Here is a 19,087-nt window from a genome sequence, read left to right on the forward strand (position 1 = left end):
ATAGGAATTGATCACCCATACGGCCCATGCGATCACGCTGAGCGAAGAGAGGGTGGTTTCCCATGGCCGAACCCGCACCCGAACCCGTGCCCGACGCCGAGGTGCTGGAGGCGCCGCTGTACCTCCGGGTCGCCGCGGCCCTGCGCGAGGACCTGACCCGGCAGCGGCTCGCCCCGGGCAGCCGGCTGCCCTCCGAACGTTCCCTGGCGCAGCGGTACCACGTCAACCGGCAGACCGTCCGCAGCGCCCTGCACCTCCTGCGCGAGGAAGGGCTCGTGGTCACCGACCGGCGCGGCACCTTCGCCGCGGGCGGCGCCCCCGGTCCCGAACCCGCCGCGGCGGCACCGCGCGCCGCCCACCGGCCGACCTTCCCCGGCGGCCCTCGGGCCTCCGACGCCCTGGTGCGCGCCTCGCTCGCCTGGGAGGCCCCGCCGACCCCGCTGGCGCCCCGGCTGCTGCTCACCCCCGGGGAGCCCACGCTCGTCCACCGGCACCTGGTGCTCGGCCCGCAGGGGGCGCTGCTCCAGCGGGCGGTGTCGTGGTTCTCGCGCGCCGCGCTGACGGAGATCCCGCAGCTGGCCCGCTACCGGCGGGGCAGGGACTGTCACCGGCAGCCGGACCTGCGGCTCCTGTACCACTGGATGCACCAGGCCGGACTGCGGATCACGCACCGGGAGTCGGTCGGCGTGCCGCCGGGGCCCCTGACGGCGGCGGGCGGCGGGGCGGCCCGGCTGCTCGTCCACCGGGTGGTGAGCGATCAGCACGGGCACGCCCTGGAGATCACGGACATCGACTTCTCCGCCGCCAGGGCGGCGTGGACGTACGAGTTCACGGGCTGAGGCCCCCGGCGCCCGGGCCCCCGGCTCCCGGTGGGCCCGCGAGGTCCCGGGCGTGTCAGACGATGCCCTCGGCGATCTCCGCCTCCTCGCGGGCGTTGCCGTACGCGGTCGGGGTGCCGTACGAGCGGCGTGCCACGTACCACCAGACGCTGGCGAGGACGAGGACGACGGCGAGGGCGATCACCGCGTAGTTCATCGTGTCGACCGTGACCGGCGACTTCTGCGGCAGGCAGAACAGCACGGTCACGACGGCCACCCACACGACGGCGGTCCAGCCGATCGGGCGGCTCCATCGGCCGAGGCTCCAGGGGCCGGGGACGAACCGGTCACCGGCGCGCAGGCGCAGGTAGATCGGGATGGCGTACGCCGGGGTGATGCCGATGACGTTGATCGCGGTGACCGCGCCGTAGGCGGTGGCCGAGTAGAGCGAGGGAACGGCGAGCAGCGCGGCCACGCCGACGGCGAGCCAGACCGCCGGGACCGGGGTCTGGGTGCGGGTGCTGACCTTGCGCCAGAGGGCCGAGCCGGGCAGCGCGTTGTCGCGGCTGAAGGCGAAGACCATGCGGCTCGCGGCGGCCACCTCTGCGTTGCCGCAGAAGAGCTGGGCGACGATCACGACGAGGAGCAGGGCGGTGGCGCCACCGGTGCCGAGCGCGTCGAGGAGGATCTGGGCGGGCGGGACGCCGGTGGCGCTGTTCTGCGTGGCGGCGTAGTCCTGGATCGCGAAGGTCAGCCCGGCGAGCAGCGCGAAGCCGGCGATCCAGGAGACCCAGATGGCGCGGACGATGCCCTTGGCGGCGGTGACGGAGGCGTTGGAGGTCTCCTCGGAGAGGTGGGCCGAGGCGTCGTAGCCGGAGAACGTGTACTGGGCGAGGAGCAGGCCGACGGCAGCGACGTAGAAGGGGTTCGCCCAGCCGGTGTCGTTGACGAACTCGGTGAAGACGAACTCGGCCGACTGGTGGTGGTCCGGGACGATCGCGAGGGCGCCGACGATCACGGCCACGCCCGCGAGGTGCCACCAGACGCTGATCGAGTTGAGCACGCTGACGAGGCGGACGCCGAAGAGGTTGAGGACGGCGTGCAGGAGCAGGATGGCCAGGAAGATGAGGAACGTCGAGCCCGGGGTCGGCTCGAAGCCCCACTGCAGGTTGAGGAAGGCGCCGGTGAAGAGGGCGGCGCCGTAGTCGATGCCGGCGATGGCGCCGAGCAGACCGAGCAGGTTCAGCCAGCCGGTGTACCAGCCCCAGCGGCGTCCGCCGAGCCGGTCGGCCATGTAGTAGAGCGCCCCGGAGGTGGGGTAGGCACTGGTGACCTCCGCGAGGGCGAGGCCGACGCAGAGGACGAAGAGGCCGACTCCGGCCCAGCCCCAGAGCATGACGGCGGGGCCGCCGGTGCCGAGGCCGAAGCCGTACAGCGTCATGCAGCCGGAGAGGATGGAGATGACGGAGAAGCTGATGGCGAAGTTGCCGAAGCCGCCCATGCGGCGGGCGAGGACGGGCTGGTAGCCGAGCTCTCTGAGCCGGGCCTCCTCGTCCTGCGCGGGCGCGGGGTCGCGGGGCGTGCGTATCGCGTCGTGGGGGGCGGTGCGGGACATGAGCGGGTTTCCTCCGGGGGACGGGGTCGTACGCGGGGACGGGGTCGTACGCGGGTCGCGGGGGACGGCGTCCTGCGCGGGGACGTGGGGGGAGCGGCGGGGGGCCTTGGCCGTCAGTCGCCCGTGCAGCGGGCGCGGGCGCGCAGGAAGACCTCCTCGGCCAGGGCGCGGTCGTCGGGCCGTTCGGTGCGGTAGGCCCAGGGCACGGTGGTGTAGTACGGGCCGAGCGCCTCGAAGACGCGGGCCGCGTCGGCGAAGCGGAGGGCTCCGTAGAGGGCGTGCGCGAGGTGGTTCAGGTCGAGCAGCGAGGCCTCGTCGGTGGCGCAGAAGAGGAACCAGGCGTCGAGGGCCCGCTGGGCGTCGCGCACGGCGTCCTCGGCGACCCAGTGCAGGTCCAGGGCGCGTTCGTGGCCGTTCTCGCGGCGGTAGCGCTCGACGCGGACGTAGAGCGGGAGCGCGTGCAGGGCGGAGCCCACGGGGGCCGACGCGGCGGCCCACTGCGCGTAGTTGACGGCCTCGGAGAGCGGCCCGCGGGTGCGGGCGTAGACGCACTGGAGCATCCGGTGGTGCCCCTCGCGGTTGTGCGGGTCGCGCTTCTCGACTTCGGCGAGGAGGCCCCAGGGGCCGGGCGGCAGCATGGGGGCGGGCGGCGCGAGCCGGTGTTCGGCCATCCGCTGGCGTCCGTCGAGGACGGCGAGGGCGAGGAGCCCGATCCAGGGCACGGGGTCGGTGGGGGCGTGTTCGGCCGCGTCCCGGCAGGCGGTCCAGGCCTCCTGCCAGAGCTCGCGGGTGCGGGCGTGTCCGGCGCGGTGGGCGCGGACGGCGCGTTCGACGGCGACGCGGCCGTGCATGACGGCGGCGGCGACGCTCCCGGGCTGTTCGGTGCGCCAGGTGTGGACGACGTCGGTGCCGGCGGCGACCGTGGCGAGGACCTGGGTGCGGCGGGTCCAGCCGTCCCAGCCGGTGGTCTCGTCGAGGAGCCGGGCCATGGAGACCCAGCGGCCGGCGCGCACGTCCTGGAGGGCGTGGCGCAGGGCGTTGTCGTGGCCGGCGGGGTGGTAGACGGGCCGGAATCCGTGTCCGGCCATCAGGGGGTCGGGCGTGGTGTGGATGGCATGGGTCCTCGTTGGGCGTGGAGGGGTGGTCAGCCCCCCGGCCGGCGTCCCGGCCGTTGGTCGGCGATCACTATAGGGGCCACTGGACGTGACCGGTCCACTTTCCTCCGTGACCGTAACTATTCGGCCAGCGACTGAATTTGACTTACTGTCAGGTATGCCGCGCGACCTGACAGGCTCGTCGCACCGGGGTTGACGGGCGTCACCGTGGGCGACACCCTGACCCTTTTCGGTGACCGGACGATCACCCGCCGGGCGGCGGGCCGCGGCCGGTCCGCAGCACGGGAGGGCGTACATGACGGGCGGTCCGGTACTCGCCGTCGACCAGGGCACCTCGGGCACGAAGGCACTCGTCCTGTGCCCCGAGCGCGGGGTGATCGGGACGGGCACGGCGCCGGTACGGCCCCGCCACCTGCCGGGCGGACGGGTGGAGGTCGACCCGCGCGAGCTGTACGACTCCGTCGTCGACGCCGGACGGGCGGCGCTCGCGGAGGCCGGCACCGCGGTGGAGGCCGTGGGCCTCGCGAACCAGGGCGAGACCGTCCTCGCCTGGGACCCGGTCACCGGCGAGCCGCTCACCGACGCGCTGGTCTGGCAGGACCGCAGGGCCACCTCCGTCTGCGACGAACTCGCCCGGCGCGCAACGGAGTTGACACGGATCACCGGTCTGCCGCTCGATCCCTACTTCGCCGCGCCGAAGATGGCCTGGATCCGTCGTCACGCCACCGGGGCCGGGACCGTCACCACCAGTGACGCCTGGCTCGTGCACCGGCTCACGGGCGCCTTCGTCACGGACGCCGCCACCGCGGGCCGCACCGGACTCCTCGACCCGGCCGCGGTCGCCTGGTCGGACCGGGCCCTCGACCTGTACGGCCTCGGAGGCGAGCCGCTCCCCCGGGTGGTCGACTGCGACGCGCCGGTCGGCACCACGACCGCCTTCGGGGCGCCCGTCCCGCTCACCGGACTGCTCGTCGACCAGCAGGCGGCGCTGCTGGCGCAGAGCGCTACCGACCCGGCCGCCGCCAAGTGCACGTACGGCACGGGCGCGTTCCTCCTGGCACAGACGGGCCCCGAGCCCCTGCCGTCCACGACCGGCCTCGTCGGCTGCGTCGCCTGGCGGCTCGGCGGCCGGACCACCCACTGCCTCGACGGCCAGGTGTACACGGTCGCCTCCGCCGTCCGCTGGCTCACCGACCTCGGCGTCATCGCCGGGCCCGAGGCGCTCGACCCCGTCGGCGGCGCCGTCCCGGACACCGGCGGGGTCACCTTCGTACCCGCCCTCGCCGGGCTCGCGGCGCCGTGGTGGCGCGGCGACGCGCGCGGTTCGCTGACCGGCCTCGGCCTCGACACCACCCCCGGGCACCTGGTCCGGGCGCTCTGCGAGGGCATCGCCGCACAGGTCGTGGAGCTGGCCTCGGCCGTGGCGGCCGACCGGGGCGCGCCCCTGACGGCGCTGCGCGCCGACGGCGGCCTGACCCGCTCGGCACTCCTCATGCAGACCCAGGCCGACCTGCTGCAACGGCCGGTCGAGGTGGCGGCGTCGCCCGACGCGACGGCCCTCGGCGTCGGCGCCGTGGCCCGGCTCGGCCGGCGTCCCGGGCTCGCCGTCCACGAGGCCGTACCGGAGTGGAAGCCGTCCGCCGTGTACGAGCCGATGATCACGCCCGACGAGGCGGCCGAACGCCTCGCCCGGTTCCGCACGGCGGTCGACGCGCTCGTCGGGACGGACGGGCGGTGACGGCCGGGGTGCCGCCCAGGGTGACCGCGACGGCGGCGGAGAGGGCGACGGCACCGGAGAGGGCGGGGGCGACCGCCACCGCGGAGGCGACGGCGACGGCGAGGGGGAGGGCGGCCGCGGCCGCTCGGGCGAAGGCACCCGGAGCGGCGCGGCGCCGGGCCGGTGGCGAAGGGGCACGGAGTACCGGGGCCGTCACGCGGCGCGGGCCGCTGCCCGTCGGGGCCGACGACGCGTACGACGTCGTGGTCGTCGGCGCCGGGGTGGTCGGGTGCGCCGTCGCGCGGGCGTTGGGACGGTATCCGCTGCGCGTGGCGCTCGTGGACGCCGCGGACGACGTCGGCGACGGCACGTCCAAGGCGAACACGGCCATCCTGCACACCGGGTTCGACGCCGTACCCGGCACCCTGGAGGCCCGGCTCGTACGGGAAGGGCACCGGATGCTGGGCGCGTACGCCCGCGAGGCCGGCATCCCCGTGGAGCCGCTCGGCGCGCTCCTCGTGGCCTGGGACGAGGAGCAGCGGGCGGCGCTCCCGGGGCTCATGGAGAAGGCGGAGCGCAACGGCCACCACGGCACCCGGCTCCTCGACGCGGAGGCGCTGCGGCGCCGCGAGCCGCATCTGGGGCCGGGAGCGCCGGCCGCGCTCGCCGTGCCCGGCGAGTCGGTGATCTGCCCCTGGACGACCACCCTCGCGTACGCCACCCAGGCCGTGCGCTCCGGCGTCGACCTGCACCTCGCGTGCCGGGTGGAGTCGGTCGGCACGGGCACGCCGCTGCACCGGATCGGCACCTCGCGCGGGGAGCTGCGGACCCGGTTCCTCGTCAACGCCTGCGGCCTGTACGCGGACGCCTTCGACGGTCTCCTCGGCCACCGCGACTTCACCGTCACCCCGCGCCGGGGACAGCTCCTGGTCTTCGACCGGTTCGCGCGCGACCTGGTCCGGCACATCCTGCTGCCCGTCCCCGGCCGGCTCGGCAAGGGGGTGCTGATCACCCCGACCGTGTTCGGGAACGTCATGCTCGGGCCGACCGCCGAGGACCTCGACGACAAGACGGCCACCGGCACGACGGCGGACGGCATCGCCGGGCTCCGCGAGTGCGGGGCGCGCATCGTGCCCGCGCTGCTCGACGAGGAGGTGACCGCGGTCTACGCGGGGCTGCGGGCCTCCGTCGGGCGGGAGGACTACGCCTGCGCGGCCCGTCCCGCGCTGCGGTACGTGACGGTGGGCGGCATCCGGTCCACCGGGCTCTCGGCGTCCCTGGCGCTCGCCGAGCACGTCCTCGGCCTTCTCGTCGACTGCGGCCTCGACCCGGGCCCCGAGCGGCCGCTCCCCCCGGTGCGGATGCCGAACCTGGGCGAGTCCTTCCCCCGCCCGTACCGGGACGGCGAACTGATCGCCCGGGACCCGGAGTTCGGGGCGATCGTCTGCCACTGCGAGCGGGTCACGCGGGGGGAGATCCGGGACGCGTTCGCCTCCGCGATCCCGCCGGCCGGACTCGACGGGCTGCGCCGCCGCACGCGCGCACGGGCCGGCCGGTGCCAGGGGAACCACTGCGGCGCGGAGCTGCGGAAGCTCTCCGCGCGGTACGGGAAGGGGGCACGGTGAACCGTACGGTCGACGTCCTGGTGGTGGGCGCGGGCCCGGCGGGGCTCGCCGCGGCCGCCCGGCTCGCCGCCGCCGGGGCGGGCCGGGTCGAGGTCCTGGAACGCGAACCGGCCGCGGGCGGCGTGCCGCGGCACTGCGCGCACCCGGGGTTCGGCACCGACGCGCGGGGCCGGGCGCTCGACGGTCCCGCCGCCGCGCGGCGCGCGGTCCGGACGGCGCTGCGCGCCGGGGCCGCGGTGCGCACCGGCGTGTCGGCGACCGGGTGGAGCGGGCCGCTCACCCTGGAGGTGACGGCGCCCACCGGAACCGAACGGATCGGGGCCCGGGCCGTGCTGCTCGCGACCGGGGCGCGCGAACGCCCGCGCGGCGCCCGCCTGCTGCCGGGCTCACGCCCGGCGGGGGTGTTCACCACGGGCGAGCTCCAGCGGACGGTGGCGCTGCTGGGGTCCGGCGACCGGGAGACGGTGGCGGCGGGCCGGGAGGCGCTCGGGCGGCGGGCCGTGGTCGTCGGCGGCGAGCCGGTGGCTCGGCACGCCGTCCGCGCGCTGCGGGGTGCGGGCGTGCACGTGGTGGCGGTGGTCACCGAGGGGGCGCGGACCGCGGCCCTCGGAGCCGTACCGCCGCCGCTGCTGGTGGAGACGGTCGTGACGGAAGTGGTCGGACGGGGACGGCTGAGCGGGGTCGCGGTAGCGGGGCGGGACGGGCGCGCGCGGCTGCTGCGGTGCGACACGGTGGTCCTCACCGGGGACTGGGTGCCCGAGCACGAACTGGCCCGTTCCGGTGGGCTGCCGCTCGCGCCGGGGAGCCGCGGCCCGCTGGTCGACGCCGGGTTCCGGACGGGGGCGCCCGGGGTGTTCGCCGCGGGGAACCTGCTGCGGGGGGTGGAGGCGGCCGTGGCGGCCGCGGCGGAGGGGCGGGCCGCCGCCGGAGCCGTACTCGACCATCTGGCGGGGCGGTCGGGGCCGTGCGCCGGGGTTCCGGTGGAGACGGCGGGGCCGCTGCGCTGGGTGGTGCCCGGGCTGCTCGGGCCGGGGGACGCGCCCCTGTCCGTGCGGGCCGCCCGGCCGTTGTCCCGGCCCGTCCTGACCGTGGGCCAGGGCGGCGCGGTGCTGCGGCGCGAGCGGCTGCGGGCCGCGGTGGTGCCGTGGCGGTCGGTGCGGCTGGGTCCGGCGTGGACGGACGGGGTCGATCCGGCGGGTGGGCCGGTGGTGGTCGGCGTCGAGGAGTGAGCCGGCGGCGGGCGGGCCGGCGGGCGCACGGGCGGGCGCGCGACGCGCTTGCGGGCGCTCGGGTCGTGCGCTACTCGCCCGGTGGGCGGTCCCGGGGGAGACTGACGGCATGACGGGCAAGCGCAGCGCGGGTCTTCTGGTCTTCCGCCGTACGACGGACGGAGGCGTGGAGGTGCTCATCGGGCACATGGGCGGTCCCCTGTGGGCGACCCGGGAGGAGGCCGCCTGGTCGGTCCCGAAGGGCGAGTACACGGCGGAGGAGTCGCCGGAGGCGGCGGCGCGGCGGGAGTTCGAGGAGGAGCTGGGGCTCCCCGCGCCCGACGGGGTGTGGATCCCGCTCGGCGAGATCCGGCAGCGGAACGGAAAGACCGTCGTCGCGTGGGCGGTCGAGGGCGACCTGGACCCGGCGGCGGTCGTGCCGGGCACGTTCACCATGGAGTGGCCGCCCCGCTCGGGCGTGCGGGCCGAGTTCCCGGAGATCGACCGCGTGGGCTGGTTCGGCCCCGAGGAGGCCGCGCCGCTGCTCGTGGCGGGTCAGCGGGTCTTGCTCGAACGGCTGGTGACACACCTCCAGGAGCGGTCCTGAGGGCCATTGTCAGACCCGTGCGAGAGGGTGGGAGCGGCAATCCGTCGAGAGGGAGCCCGACATGACCACCATCGCCACCGCAACCGAGCGCGCCGCCGCCCAGGCGTACCTGCGGCTGCTCGAATCGACCCAGGCCGTGCTCACCGACCCGTCGCTCGCCCCGTACGCCGCGGCGATGCTCGCCAACCCCATGGCGGAGGCGGACGAGGCGCTGCGCGCGGCGGGCCTCTCGGGAAACGAGGACCGGCTGCTGCGGCTCGTCTCCTCGCTGCGGGCCTCCCCCGCGAGCGAGTGGGGGTGGGTCGGCTGAGCGGCCGCGGTCGGCGGACGGACGCGCGGGCGGACGCGCGGGTCCCGGTCAGCCCGTGAGGCGGACCGGGAGCGCGCGGACGCTGTTGCCGACGAAACCGGAGTGGCGGGTCAGGTCCGCTTCCGGGACGGCCAGGTCGAGCGCCGGGAAGCGGGTGAAGAGCGCCTCCAGGGCGACGGCCGCCTCCATCCGGGCGAGCGGGGCGCCCAGGCAGTAGTGCGGGCCGTGGCCGAGGGAGAGGTGCTTGGCCCGCACGGTCCTCGTGACGTCGAAGCGGTCGGCGTCGGGACCGTGGACGCTCGCGTCCCGGCCGGCCGCCGAGTAGCCCGCGAGGACCGGGGTGCCCCGGGGGACGAGGGTGCCGTCGACGACGAGGTCGCGGGTCGGGTAGCGGAACGGGAAGTAGCTGACCGGGCTGTCCCAGCGGAGGGTCTCCTCCACGACGTCCGCCCAGTCGGCCCGGCCCTCGACGACCAGGGCGAGTTGGTCGCGGTGGGCGCAGAGGGCCCGGACGGCGTTGGTGACCAGGTTCAGGGTCGTCTCGTGCCCGGCGACGATCAGGAGCAGCAGGGTGCCGATCAGCTCGGCCTGGGCGAGCCGGTCACCGCCCTCGTCCCGGGCGGCGATCAGGGCGCTCGTCAGGTCGTCGCCCGGCTCCTTCGCCTTGGCGGCGACGACGGCCGCAAGGAGTTCGCCGAGCTCCCGGTTGGCGGCGAGGGCCAGCGGGGGTTCGGTGTCGGTGGCGACCACGATGCCGGAGAGGTGGTGCAGCCGCTCCTGGTGCGCCGGGTCCACGCCGAGGAGTTCGCAGATGACGCCGAGCGGCAGCGGCAGGGCGTAGTGGCGGCGGAGGTCGGCGACGCCGTCCCCCGCGCGGGCGGCCTCGGCGAGGCCGTCGAGGAACCCGGCCGCCAGGGACTCGACCCGCGGGCGGAGCTCCTCGACCCGCCGGACGGTGAAGGCACTGCTGACCAGGGCGCGCAGACGTCGGTGGTCGGCGCCGTCCGCGGTGGTCATGCCGGGGACGACGGCGAAGGTCCGCAGGGGCCAGCCCTCGGGTATGCGGCCGTCGACGAGCGCGGTGAAGTGCTGGGGCCCCTTGGCGACGTCGGGGTGGGCGAGGAAGCCGCGGAGGGCGTCGTGACCGAGCACCGCCATGCCCTCGATGTCGCCGGGCAGGAGCACCGGGGCGACGGCGCCGCGGGCGAGCAGCCGGGCGTTGTCCGCGTGCGGACAGCCGCCCGCGGGGTCGATGCGGTACGGGGTCCGGTCGGCTCCGGCGCTGGACGGTGTGGTCACGAAGGGCTCCTGACTGCGGCGCGGGTCCGGTGGTGGCGTCCGGGCGGACCGATCCTAAGGTCAACCGGCGCGGACGCGGCCGGGGTTGCGCACGGCGGAAGCGGAAGCGGATGTTCGCGGGCGCCGGGGCGGCCTGGGCCGGGGACGGGACACGGCTCCGGCAGGGCAGGGTCATCGGTCGGGCGGGGGCCGGAACACCCGTCGGGCAGGGCCGGGTCATCGGTCGGGCCGGGGCCGGAGCACCCGTCGGGCGGTGTCCCGTCGGCTCGTTTCGGAGCGCGCGCCACCCGCCCGGCCCAACGACGCGCCGCCGCGGGCAGGATCCGCTACGCCGGTCGGCGCACTTCGCTCTGCGTCCCGTGCGGGCCCTTCCTACGGTGACTGAATGATCGTCACGTCAGCTGTTCGTCATGCCGCCGCGGGGACCGCGGCACTGCTGCTCGTGCTGCCCGCTCCGGTGGCCTCCGCCTCCCACGCCACGCACGACACGCACGCCGTCGGGGGCCGGGCGGCCGCCGAGGGCCGGGGCGCCGCCGCGAGCGGCGCGTCCGGTTCGGCCGTGCGCGCCCCCGGCGCGGTCGGGGAGCCGACGCCGCCCGCGCGGCGGTTCGTCGACCGGGCCCGGCTCGACCGGCGGGGCACCCACGTGCAGCCGCTGGCGGGTGCGCCGGAGCTGCCGTCGGTCTCCGCCCTGGCGTGGGTGGTCGCCGACGCCTCGACGGGCGAGGTGCTGGCCGCGCGGAACGCGCACCGGCGACTTCCGCCCGCCAGCACGCTGAAGACGCTGTTCGCGCTCACGGCCCTCCCGCACAACGCCCCGTCCGAACGGCACACGGTGGCCGACTCCGAGCTGACGGGGATCGGCGAGGGCAGCAGCCTGGTGGGGATCAAGGAGGGGTACACGTACAAGGTGTCGGACCTCTGGAACGGCGTCTTCCTCAGCTCGGGCAACGACGCCGTCCACGTGCTCGCCGCGATGAACGGCGGCTGGGACTCGATGGCGAAGCAGATGCAGGAGAAGGCCCGCGCGCTCGGCGCGCACGACACCAGGGTCGTGTCGCCCGACGGCTACGACGCGCCGGGGCAGGTCTCGTCCGCCTTCGACCTCGCCGTCTTCGGACGGGCCGGGCTCCAGGACCCGGAGTTCACCCGGTACTGCTCGACGCCGTACGCGGACTTCCCGGCGGGCTCCTGGTCGTACGGCATCGCCAACACCAACCGGCTCCTGACGGGCGCCGACGGCGTCGCTCGCTACCCGGGGCTCATCGGCATCAAGAACGGCTACACGAGCAACGCCGGAAACACGCTCGTCGCCGGGGCCCGGCGGGGCGGCCGCACCCTCGTCGTCTCGGTCATGAACCCGCAGCGGGGCGGTGGTCTCGCCGTGTACGAGGAGGCGAGGGACCTGCTCGACTGGGGCTTCGGCGCGGCGGGCCGGGTCCAGCCGGTGGGCTCGCTGCTCCCGGGGCCGACGCAGAAGACGACCACCCCCGAAGCCGGTACGCGTGCGGTGTCGGCGGTACGGGACGGAGCCGCGACCGGGCGCGAGTCCGGGGTGGGGGCGCCGGCGGTGCCGGGCGCGGCGGGCGCGCCCGTACCGAAGGAGGGCGTCGTCAAGGCGGAGGCGGAGGCGGGACCGGGCGCCTCGGCCGGGCTGCCGCTGGCACTCGTGGGGTCGGCCTGTGCGGCGGCGCTCGCCCTGTGGGCCTGGCGACGCCGCGGCGGCGCCGGGAACGCGACCGACCACGTCTACGCCGAACGGTCGTAGGTCGGAGCCGCCCCGGGGCCCGGCGGCGGGTGCCGGGGCTCCGGCGGGCGAGATCGGAAGATGGCCTAGGCGCCCGAGACGTTGTTCACGGGCTGCTGCCAGGGGCCGGTCGGGCCGCGCCGGGCGACGTACCGTTCGGCGGCGCGCACCGCCTCGGAGGCCGTCCGCTCCCCCATCAGGACACAGAGCGTGTACGCGGTGTCCTCGAAGCTCCGGCGGACCGACAGGTCGCACGGCCCGGCGCGCACGATCCGTTCCTGGGAACGGTAGTGGCGCAGCAACCGGTCGACCGTCTTCCTGTCGGGCAGCAGCATGGCATCCTCCTGGCGGGTGCTCCTGTGACCCCCTCGGCAAGGCATCGCTTCATCGTCGCGGCGTACCGCCATGTGCGCGACCCGCGCGACCACGCACCGTGACGACCGGCGCCCCGGAATGCGGTCCGGCCCCGGATGGCGGAGGGTCGGAGTCATGAACTCCACCTCTCTCCCCCGCGTGGTCGTCACCGGTGCCACCGGCAATGTCGGTACGAGTCTGGTGCGCGCCCTCGCCGCCGACGCCCGGATCGGCTCCGTCCTCGGACTCGCCCGGCGCCGCCCCTCGCTCGACCTGTCGGGCGTGGAGTGGGCCGAGGTGGACCTCTCCCGTGAGGGGGACGAGCCGATGCTGCGGCAGCACGTGGCGGACGCCGACGCGGTCGTCCACCTGGCCTGGCGGTTCGGTCCCACGCACGATCCGGTGGAGACCTGGCGGGCCAATGTCCTGGGCTCGGTGCGCGTCTTCGAGGCCGTCGCGGCGGCCCGGGTCCCGGTCCTGGTGCACGCCTCGTCGGTGGGGGCCTACTCCCCCGGGCCGTCCGGTGGTGCTCCCGTCTCCGAGGAGTGGCCGACCCACGGGTGGCCCGACGCCGCCTACACCCGTGAGAAGGCCTATCTGGAGCGGGTCCTCGACACCTTCGAGCGCGACCATCCGCAGATCCGGGTGGTGCGGATGCGTCCGGCGTTCCTGTTCAAGGAGGAGTCGGCGAGCAGCCAGCGCCGGATCTTCGCCGGGCGGTTCTTCCCCGGGCAGCTGATGCGGCCCGAGATGCTGCCGCTGCTGCCGGAGTTCGCGGGCCTGCGGTTCCAGGTGCTGCACACGGACGACGCGGCGGACGCCTACCGCAGGGCGCTGCTGCGGGACGTCCGGGGCGCGTTCAACCTCGCCGCCGAGCCCGTGGTCGACGCCGAGCTGCTGGGACGGCTGCTGGACGCACGGCCGGTGCGGGTTCCGGCCGGTGCGGTGCGGGGCGCGCTGGCGACGGCCTGGCATCTGCGGCTCGTGCCCGCGTCGCCGGGGCTCTTCGAAGCGATGCGGCACCTGCCGCTGATGGCGACCGAGCGGGCGCGACGGCAGCTGGAGTGGGAGCCGGAGGCGAGCTCGGTGGAGGCCCTGGGCGCCTTCCTGCGCGGCGTGCGGGCGGGCGCGGGCGACGACACGGCGCCTCTGACGGGCCGGCGCGTCGGCTGACGCGGTGGCTGACGCGTCGGCTGATAGGCCGCGACTGGGTGGCGGCCGGCCGTGGCGCGACGCCGGTCGTCGCGCCACGGCCGGTCCGCGCTCAGGAGGTGGGGTCGTGCCACCCTCCGGCGTTCCAGTCGACGATGCGGATGGCCGCTCCGGCGGCCTCGCGGCCCCGGCAGTGCGCCCGGTGCCTGCGCAGCAGGGCGTCGATGTCGAGGTGGCGGGCGAACTCGGGTCGGGCGGCGAGCCGTTGGGCGTAGGCCCACAGGGCGGGGTGGTCGGCGACGCGGTCGAGGGCGGCGGCGTCCAGGTGCCAGCGGTGGACGGTGTCGAGCCGCACGAGCGTGACCCAGACGTGGACGTCGGCGGCGGTGGGCGCTGCTCCGAGGACGTACGGATGGCGGACGAGCCGCCGTTCGAGCGAGCCGAGTGCCGCAAAGAGGGCGGCGAGCGGCTCGTGGTGGGCGGAGCGGTCGTCGAGGCCGAGTTCTCCGGCGCGCTGGGCTGCCCGGTCGATGTCGCGCGCGCACAGGTCGGCGACCGTTTCGATCTCCTCGCGCCGCGCCTCGGGCAGCAGGTCGGGCCCCTCGCCCCGGAAGCGGAGGGCGAGGTCGCGGAGGATGTCGGGGACGTGGGTGCTGACGATCCGTCCGGTCCAGTCGTCGCTGAGGACGGGGGCGGCGGCCGGTCCGGGGTACAGGTGGGCGCTCGCCTCGTAGAGGGGCCGCAACGCGGCGTATCCCCCGTCGGGCGTGTCGGGCTCCTCGGGCAGGACGGTGAGCGGGAGCGTGTCGCCGAGCCCGAGGAGTCCGTGGGTGACCGCGATGCCCAGACAGTCGGGGCCCGACGGTGCCAGGTGGAGGCGGTACCGGTGCGGCACCGCGTAGTGGCCGCTGTGCGGGTCGCGGCCGATGCGGCCCCGGAACGCCGGAGCGGCCAGGGCGGAGGAGACGGAGAGAAGGGTGGAGGACGAGGAGGTGTGGGAGGGCGTGGAGGGCCAAGGGGACGAGGAGGGGGGCGGGGCGACGGCGGACATGCTTCTCCCTCGGGGGTGCTCGATGCGCGGGGGCGCGTCGTGGGTGGCCGAATTCCGTCGCCCCGAGCGGGGCGAAGCGGGACGTACGCGAGCGCGTACGGAGGGGGCGTGGAGGGGAGCGCGGCGTGGCCGTACCGGCTCAGCGGTCGACGGAACCACCCGGACGGGTGCGGCGACTCGCGGCGCTGCAGACCCGCAGCAGATCGATGTGGCGGCGGGAGGTCAGGAGGGGAAGCGGGCACGGGAGCGGGGCGGCCGGTGCGGAGTGCCCTGCGCTGCGTCCCATCGTTCCCTACCCGTTCGCTCGGTTTCCCGTCCCGAGTGTCGGGCCGCGCCCCGGCGGCGTCAAGGGTGCGGCCGGCGCCGCTTCATGGGGTACGGATCCGGTCGCGGCCGTGCGGGATAATGCGGCCATGCGCATCTCAGCCAGGGCCGACTACGCGGTACGCGCCGCCCTTCAGCTCGCCGCCGCCCGCGACGCGGGGCCGCTCAAGGCCGAGGCCATCGCCGAGGACCAGGGCATCTCCCACAAGTTCCTGGAGGGCATCCTCGGCGACATGCGCAAGGGCGGCCTGGTGCAGAGCCAGCGCGGCGGCAACGGCGGCTACTGGCTGGCGCGGCCCGCGGAGTCGATCTCGGTCGCGGACGTCATCCGCTGCGTGGACGGCCCGCTCGTGTCGGTGCGCGGCGAGCGGCCGCCGGACCTGTCGTACACGGGGCCCGCCGAGTCGCTGCTCCCGCTGTGGATCGCCCTGCGGGCGAGCGTCCGCGAGGTGCTCGGGGTCTCCCTGGCGGAGGTGGCGTCGGCGCAGCTGCCGGCCGGGATCACGGCGCGCGCGAGCGATCCGGAGGCATGGACCAACCCCTGACGCCCACCCGCCCACCGCTCACCCGCTGACCTGCGGAATCGGGCCTCCGGCGTCCGGCCTCCGAGCGGGCCACCGCCGAACCGGTCCCGGCCACCGCCCCCCTGACGCCGTCTCATGACCGAAGACGGTGCTGTCCACCCCTCGGACGCCCCTTGGGGCGCGAGCACCCCCTCTGCCACTATCCCTACTTATTCACTGGGGATATTGAGGACAGGGCGGGGTGACGTGAGTACGCCGAGGAAGTCGTCGAAGAGAGCAGCGATACGCACCACCCCGCCGGAACCGGCGGCCGACGCCGTCCGGTGGCCACGCGTCACGCGCGAGCTGGCCGACGACCTCGCCGTCGACGCCGCCGCCCGCGACCGGGCGGGCAAGTCCCCGTCCGACGAGGTCGCCCGGCTTCAGGAGGCCGGGCTGCCCGCCCTGCTGACCCCACCGCACGCCGACGGGCGGGGCGCGGAGCTGCGCGCGGCCTGTGCGGTCGTACGGGAGATCTCGGCGGCCGACAGTTCCATCGGCGAACTCCTCGCCCACCACTACCTCCTGTCCTGGTCCGGGCGGCTCTTCGGTCGCCCCGCACCCGGGACCGGCTCGGTCGCCGACCCGTCCGGCCTCGACACCCGTACGGCGGAACGGCACTGGCTGCTCGCCGGCGGCATCGAGGCACCGACCGGCGAGTCCGGCCCCGGCCTGGCGCTCACGCCCACCGAGGACGGCTGGCTCCTGCACGGCCGGCGCTCCTTCGCCTCGGGCGTCACCGTGGCCGACCGCCTCGTCGTCGGGGCACGCCCGGCCGGGACCGGCGACCTGCTGGTCCTCCTGGTGGACCCCGGCGGGCCGGGGGTGCTCACCGACGCCGGTGCGGAGCGGGTCGGGCAGCGGCTCTCGGGGGCCGGGACGGTCACGTTCGACCACGTCCGGGTTCCGGCCGCGGACGTCCTCGGCACGCTGCCCCACGACGAGCACGCCGCCGCGCCGTTCAGCACCCTCGCCCCGCTCGCCCTGCGGCTGCTCCTCGTCCAGGTGGGCCTCGGCATCGCCGAGGGGGCGCTCGCCGAGGCGCGTGACGTGAGCCGGGCCGGACAGGCCGCCGGGCCCGGGACCGCCGAGGGCTCCCCCGGTGAGGGGGCCCCGGCCGCGGGGGACGATCCGTACCTGCTGCTCGCGTACGGCGAACTGGCGACGGCCGTGCACGCCGCGGCGGCGGTCGCGGAGCGCGCCACCGACGCGCTGGAACGGGGTCTGGCCGCCGGCTGGGACCTCGGGGCCGAGGAACGGGCCGACATCGCCGTGCTGGTCTCGGCGGCCGAGACGGTGACCGGCCGGGCGGCCGTGCACCTCACCACCCGGGTCCTCGAACTGGTCGACGGCGCGGAGGACGGCGGCGGCCGGGTGCGGGGCGCCGGTCCCGGCTTCGACCGCTTCTGGCGCAACGCCCGCGCGCTGACCGCCCACACCCGCCCGTCGCACCGGCTCCGTGACATCGGGGACCACTACCTCAACGGCACGCACTCCCGCCTCACCCTCCTGGCCTGACGGCGCGGACGCGCGGTCGCCGCACACCTCCGGAGGGGCCGGTGCGGGCGGGGTCCGGGCGGGAAGTGGGAAGATCAAGATCTCGGGACCTCCGGCTCTCTCGCCGGAGGGCCGGAGGGCCCAAGCTGGACGTTGGAGGGCCGGTCCACCGGGACGCGGCCCGACCCGAGCCGAGGAGGCAGCCCGATGAGTCGCGAGATCGTCGCTGGAGTGGACGGTTCCCCGGAGAGCCTGGCAGCGGCCGACTGGGCCGCGCGCGAGGCCCTCCACCGGGGCCTTCCGCTGCGGCTCGCCCACGCGTGGCGGTGGGAGCCGCTCGACCTGCCCCTGGTGCAGGACCGCGCGGACCAGGAGCGGACCGCCGAGGAGGTCGTCCGCGGGGCCGAGGCGACGGTCGCGAGCCGGTACCCGGACCTCCCGCTCACCGCCGAGGTGCTCACGGACACCCCGGCCGCCGCGCTGCTCGGCGCCGAGGACCGGGCCGAGCTGCTGGTCATCGGCTCGCGCGGATACGGCGCCGTGGCCGGCTTCCTGCTCGGCTCGTACGGCCAGGAGATCATCGCCGGGGCGACCCGTCCGGTGGTGGCCGTGCGGTCCCGGAACGGCGAACCGGCCGAACCGCCCACGGGGGACGTGCTGGTGGGCCAGCTCGGCAGCCCCGAGGACAGTGCCGCCGCGCTCGGCTTCGCCTTCGAGACGGCCGCGGCGCGCGGCGCCGCCGTGCGGGCCGTTCGGGCCTGGAGCCTGCCGCCGCTGTTCGCGTACAGCCCGACGTCCCTGGCCCTCGCCGACGAGGCCGGTGGCCTCGTACCGTACGAGGAGAAGGCCCTCCGCGAGGCGCTCGCGCCCTGGCGGGAGCGGTTCCCCGAGGTGCGGGTGACCGAGCACGTGGAGCTCGGCTCCGCCGGGCAGGTGCTGCTCTCCGCCTCGGGCGCGGCGCAGCTGCTCGTGGTCGGACGGCGGGCACGCCGCGGCGCGCGGGGGCCCCGGATCGGCTCCGTCGCGCACGCGGCGCTGCACCTCGCGCCCTGCCCGGTAGCGGTCGTCCCGCAGGGGTGAACCGCGGCGGGGCCGACGGCCGTCGGGAGGCACGCGGACAGGACTCCGTCGAGAATGGGACCCGTTCGCCGGATTGACGCCCCGCGTTGACGAAGCGTGTCGGGGCGGGACCGGCCGGAAAGTGTTGTCGCCGTCGCCCCGGTGGCTCTCGCGAGCGCCGGTCCCCCGGCGGCCCGACCGAGAGAGCGGAGCTTCATGCGGCACGCGTACGAGGACCGTCCCGAGCCCTCCGTCCCCCCGGAACCGCGCGGGGAGTCCCCCGCGCGGGAGCCACGGCCTGACCCACCGCCGGGGCGGCGAGGGCGGCACGCCGTCCGGCGCCCCTCCTTCCGTACGGCCGTCCTGGCGGCGGGCGGCGCGGCGGCCGCGCTCACGGTGGCGACCGGAATGTACGTGGCGGCCCCGGCCCCGGCCCCGCCGGAGGACCCCCGGGTCGTCGCCGCGCCCGCCGCGACCGCCCTGGCCGTCGCGGCCGGCGGGGCGGCGGGGCAGTTCGTCCAGGAGGTGGTCGCGCTGGCCAACGCGGAGCGCGCGAAGGCGGGTTGCCGGCCGCTGCGGTCCGAGAAACGGCTGCGGAGCGCCGCGCAGGGGCACGCCGACGACATGGCCGCCCGCGGCTACTACCAGCACGACAGTCCGGAGGGGCGGGACGCGGGCGACCGGATCCGCGCCGCCGGGTACCGCTGGTCCACGTGGGCGGAGAACATCCACCGGGGGCCGCGGACGCCCGCCCGCGCGATGGAGGACTGGATGGAGAGCAGCGGCCACCGGGCGAACATCCTCAACTGCTCGTTCGATGAGATCGGCGTCGGGGTGGCCCTGACCGCCAACGGCCCCTGGTGGGTGCAGAACTTCGGCAGCAGGGACTGAGCCGGGCCGGGCGCCGCCCGGCCCTTCCCGGCACGTCCGGCGCCCCACGGGCGGGAAGCGGGGCCCGGTGCGCGGCGCGACCGACCGAAGTCGGACTCGGCGAGGACGGTCCGGCCGACCGGCCGCCACGCCCCG

17 protein-coding genes are annotated in these 19,087 nt (G+C 76.2%); 12 read left to right on the top strand and 5 right to left on the bottom strand.

The genetic code is table 11. The features are described 5' to 3' along the window. Positions 1 to 62: 62 nt before the first annotated feature. On the top strand, positions 63 to 839 hold the full coding sequence (locus ACWDVG_RS22030; protein ID WP_451701043.1) for a GntR family transcriptional regulator: 777 nt from the start codon (positions 63 to 65) through the stop codon (positions 837 to 839). A 55-nt stretch (positions 840 to 894) separates the two neighbouring features. On the opposite strand, the gene ACWDVG_RS22035 is transcribed toward ACWDVG_RS22030, so the two are convergent. Continuing rightward, positions 895 to 2,433 carry an amino acid permease gene (locus ACWDVG_RS22035; RefSeq protein WP_451701044.1) on the bottom strand — a complete coding sequence of 513 codons (1,539 nt, stop codon included), beginning with the start codon at positions 2,431 to 2,433 and terminating at the stop codon, positions 895 to 897. Positions 2,434 to 2,546: 113 nt separating this feature from the next. Next, positions 2,547 to 3,521, bottom strand: coding sequence for a hypothetical protein (locus ACWDVG_RS22040; protein WP_451701045.1), 975 nt, complete (start codon positions 3,519 to 3,521; stop codon positions 2,547 to 2,549). Between the two features lie 322 nt (positions 3,522 to 3,843). Between ACWDVG_RS22040 and ACWDVG_RS22045 the strand changes: the two genes are divergently transcribed. The 5 genes from ACWDVG_RS22045 to ACWDVG_RS22065 all read left to right on the top strand — a co-directional run bounded on the left by ACWDVG_RS22045 (position 3,844) and on the right by ACWDVG_RS22065 (position 9,015). After that, positions 3,844 to 5,286, top strand: a complete 1,443-nt coding sequence (locus ACWDVG_RS22045) for an FGGY family carbohydrate kinase (RefSeq protein ID WP_451701047.1) — start codon at positions 3,844 to 3,846, stop codon at positions 5,284 to 5,286. Positions 5,287 to 5,495: 209 nt separating this feature from the next. Continuing rightward, entirely contained in the window at positions 5,496 to 6,890 is a 1,395-nt protein-coding gene (locus ACWDVG_RS22050; RefSeq protein ID WP_451701094.1) for an FAD-dependent oxidoreductase, read from the top strand. After that, on the top strand, positions 6,887 to 8,119 hold the full coding sequence (locus ACWDVG_RS22055) for an FAD-dependent oxidoreductase (RefSeq protein ID WP_451701048.1): 1,233 nt from the start codon (positions 6,887 to 6,889) through the stop codon (positions 8,117 to 8,119). The genes ACWDVG_RS22050 and ACWDVG_RS22055 overlap by 4 nt, the downstream gene beginning before the upstream one ends. 109 nt (positions 8,120 to 8,228) lie before the next feature. Continuing rightward, entirely contained in the window at positions 8,229 to 8,705 is a 477-nt protein-coding gene (locus ACWDVG_RS22060) for an NUDIX domain-containing protein (RefSeq protein ID WP_451701049.1), read from the top strand. A 61-nt stretch (positions 8,706 to 8,766) separates the two neighbouring features. Next, positions 8,767 to 9,015 (top strand): hypothetical protein, encoded by a 249-nt coding sequence (locus ACWDVG_RS22065; RefSeq protein ID WP_451701050.1) that lies wholly within the window; start codon positions 8,767 to 8,769, stop codon positions 9,013 to 9,015. Between the two features lie 48 nt (positions 9,016 to 9,063). On the opposite strand, the gene ACWDVG_RS22070 is transcribed toward ACWDVG_RS22065, so the two are convergent. Continuing rightward, positions 9,064 to 10,314, bottom strand: coding sequence for a cytochrome P450 family protein (locus ACWDVG_RS22070; RefSeq protein ID WP_451701051.1), 1,251 nt, complete (start codon positions 10,312 to 10,314; stop codon positions 9,064 to 9,066). Between the two features lie 385 nt (positions 10,315 to 10,699). On the opposite strand from ACWDVG_RS22070, the gene ACWDVG_RS22075 reads away from it, so the two are divergent. Further along, positions 10,700 to 12,082, top strand: coding sequence for a D-alanyl-D-alanine carboxypeptidase family protein (locus ACWDVG_RS22075; protein ID WP_451701052.1), 1,383 nt, complete (start codon positions 10,700 to 10,702; stop codon positions 12,080 to 12,082). A gap of 65 nt (positions 12,083 to 12,147) precedes the next feature. Here the strand turns inward: ACWDVG_RS22075 and ACWDVG_RS22080 are convergent, their stop codons facing one another. Beyond that, entirely contained in the window at positions 12,148 to 12,396 is a 249-nt protein-coding gene (locus ACWDVG_RS22080) for a DUF5133 domain-containing protein (RefSeq protein ID WP_451701053.1), read from the bottom strand. 154 nt (positions 12,397 to 12,550) lie between these two features. Here ACWDVG_RS22080 and ACWDVG_RS22085 point away from each other — a divergent pair, with 154 nt between their 5' ends. Further along, positions 12,551 to 13,588, top strand: coding sequence for an NAD-dependent epimerase/dehydratase family protein (locus ACWDVG_RS22085; protein ID WP_451701054.1), 1,038 nt, complete (start codon positions 12,551 to 12,553; stop codon positions 13,586 to 13,588). Between the two features lie 91 nt (positions 13,589 to 13,679). Here the strand turns inward: ACWDVG_RS22085 and ACWDVG_RS22090 are convergent, their stop codons facing one another. After that, positions 13,680 to 14,618: a glutathione S-transferase C-terminal domain-containing protein gene (locus ACWDVG_RS22090; RefSeq protein ID WP_451701055.1), complete on the bottom strand. Its 939-nt coding sequence runs from the start codon at positions 14,616 to 14,618 to the stop codon at positions 13,680 to 13,682. Positions 14,619 to 15,031: 413 nt separating this feature from the next. On the opposite strand from ACWDVG_RS22090, the gene ACWDVG_RS22095 reads away from it, so the two are divergent. The 4 genes from ACWDVG_RS22095 (at position 15,032) to ACWDVG_RS22110 (ending at position 18,952) form a co-directional block, all read left to right on the top strand. Then, on the top strand, positions 15,032 to 15,487 hold the full coding sequence (locus ACWDVG_RS22095; RefSeq protein ID WP_451701056.1) for an RrF2 family transcriptional regulator: 456 nt from the start codon (positions 15,032 to 15,034) through the stop codon (positions 15,485 to 15,487). A gap of 225 nt (positions 15,488 to 15,712) precedes the next feature. After that, positions 15,713 to 17,023 carry an acyl-CoA dehydrogenase family protein gene (locus ACWDVG_RS22100; RefSeq protein WP_451701057.1) on the top strand — a complete coding sequence of 437 codons (1,311 nt, stop codon included), beginning with the start codon at positions 15,713 to 15,715 and terminating at the stop codon, positions 17,021 to 17,023. Between the two features lie 186 nt (positions 17,024 to 17,209). Next, positions 17,210 to 18,082, top strand: a complete 873-nt coding sequence (locus ACWDVG_RS22105; protein WP_451701058.1) for a universal stress protein — start codon at positions 17,210 to 17,212, stop codon at positions 18,080 to 18,082. Positions 18,083 to 18,469: 387 nt separating this feature from the next. Then, positions 18,470 to 18,952 (top strand): CAP domain-containing protein, encoded by a 483-nt coding sequence (locus ACWDVG_RS22110; protein ID WP_451701059.1) that lies wholly within the window; start codon positions 18,470 to 18,472, stop codon positions 18,950 to 18,952. Positions 18,953 to 19,087 lie beyond the last annotated feature (135 nt).

It is taken from the genome of Streptomyces sp. NPDC003327, from assembly GCF_053589515.1.

What these genes read in the sequence shown, in the direction of transcription:
- ACWDVG_RS22105 (WP_451701058.1), top strand. Translation starts at nt 17,210, where the DNA reads ATGAGTCGCGAGATCGTCGCTGGAGTGGACGGTTCCCCGGAGAGCCTG.
- ACWDVG_RS22065 (WP_451701050.1), top strand. Translation starts at nt 8,767, where the DNA reads ATGACCACCATCGCCACCGCAACCGAGCGCGCCGCCGCCCAGGCGTAC.
- ACWDVG_RS22040 (WP_451701045.1), bottom strand. Translation starts at nt 3,521, where the DNA reads ATGGCCGGACACGGATTCCGGCCCGTCTACCACCCCGCCGGCCACGAC.
- ACWDVG_RS22030 (WP_451701043.1), top strand. Translation starts at nt 63, where the DNA reads ATGGCCGAACCCGCACCCGAACCCGTGCCCGACGCCGAGGTGCTGGAG.
- ACWDVG_RS22060 (WP_451701049.1), top strand. Translation starts at nt 8,229, where the DNA reads ATGACGGGCAAGCGCAGCGCGGGTCTTCTGGTCTTCCGCCGTACGACG.
- ACWDVG_RS22045 (WP_451701047.1), top strand. Translation starts at nt 3,844, where the DNA reads ATGACGGGCGGTCCGGTACTCGCCGTCGACCAGGGCACCTCGGGCACG.
- ACWDVG_RS22075 (WP_451701052.1), top strand. Translation starts at nt 10,700, where the DNA reads ATGATCGTCACGTCAGCTGTTCGTCATGCCGCCGCGGGGACCGCGGCA.
- ACWDVG_RS22085 (WP_451701054.1), top strand. Translation starts at nt 12,551, where the DNA reads ATGAACTCCACCTCTCTCCCCCGCGTGGTCGTCACCGGTGCCACCGGC.
- ACWDVG_RS22095 (WP_451701056.1), top strand. Translation starts at nt 15,032, where the DNA reads ATGCGCATCTCAGCCAGGGCCGACTACGCGGTACGCGCCGCCCTTCAG.
- ACWDVG_RS22110 (WP_451701059.1), top strand. Translation starts at nt 18,470, where the DNA reads ATGTACGTGGCGGCCCCGGCCCCGGCCCCGCCGGAGGACCCCCGGGTC.
- ACWDVG_RS22080 (WP_451701053.1), bottom strand. Translation starts at nt 12,396, where the DNA reads ATGCTGCTGCCCGACAGGAAGACGGTCGACCGGTTGCTGCGCCACTAC.
- ACWDVG_RS22090 (WP_451701055.1), bottom strand. Translation starts at nt 14,618, where the DNA reads ATGTCCGCCGTCGCCCCGCCCCCCTCCTCGTCCCCTTGGCCCTCCACG.
- ACWDVG_RS22035 (WP_451701044.1), bottom strand. Translation starts at nt 2,433, where the DNA reads ATGTCCCGCACCGCCCCCCACGACGCGATACGCACGCCCCGCGACCCC.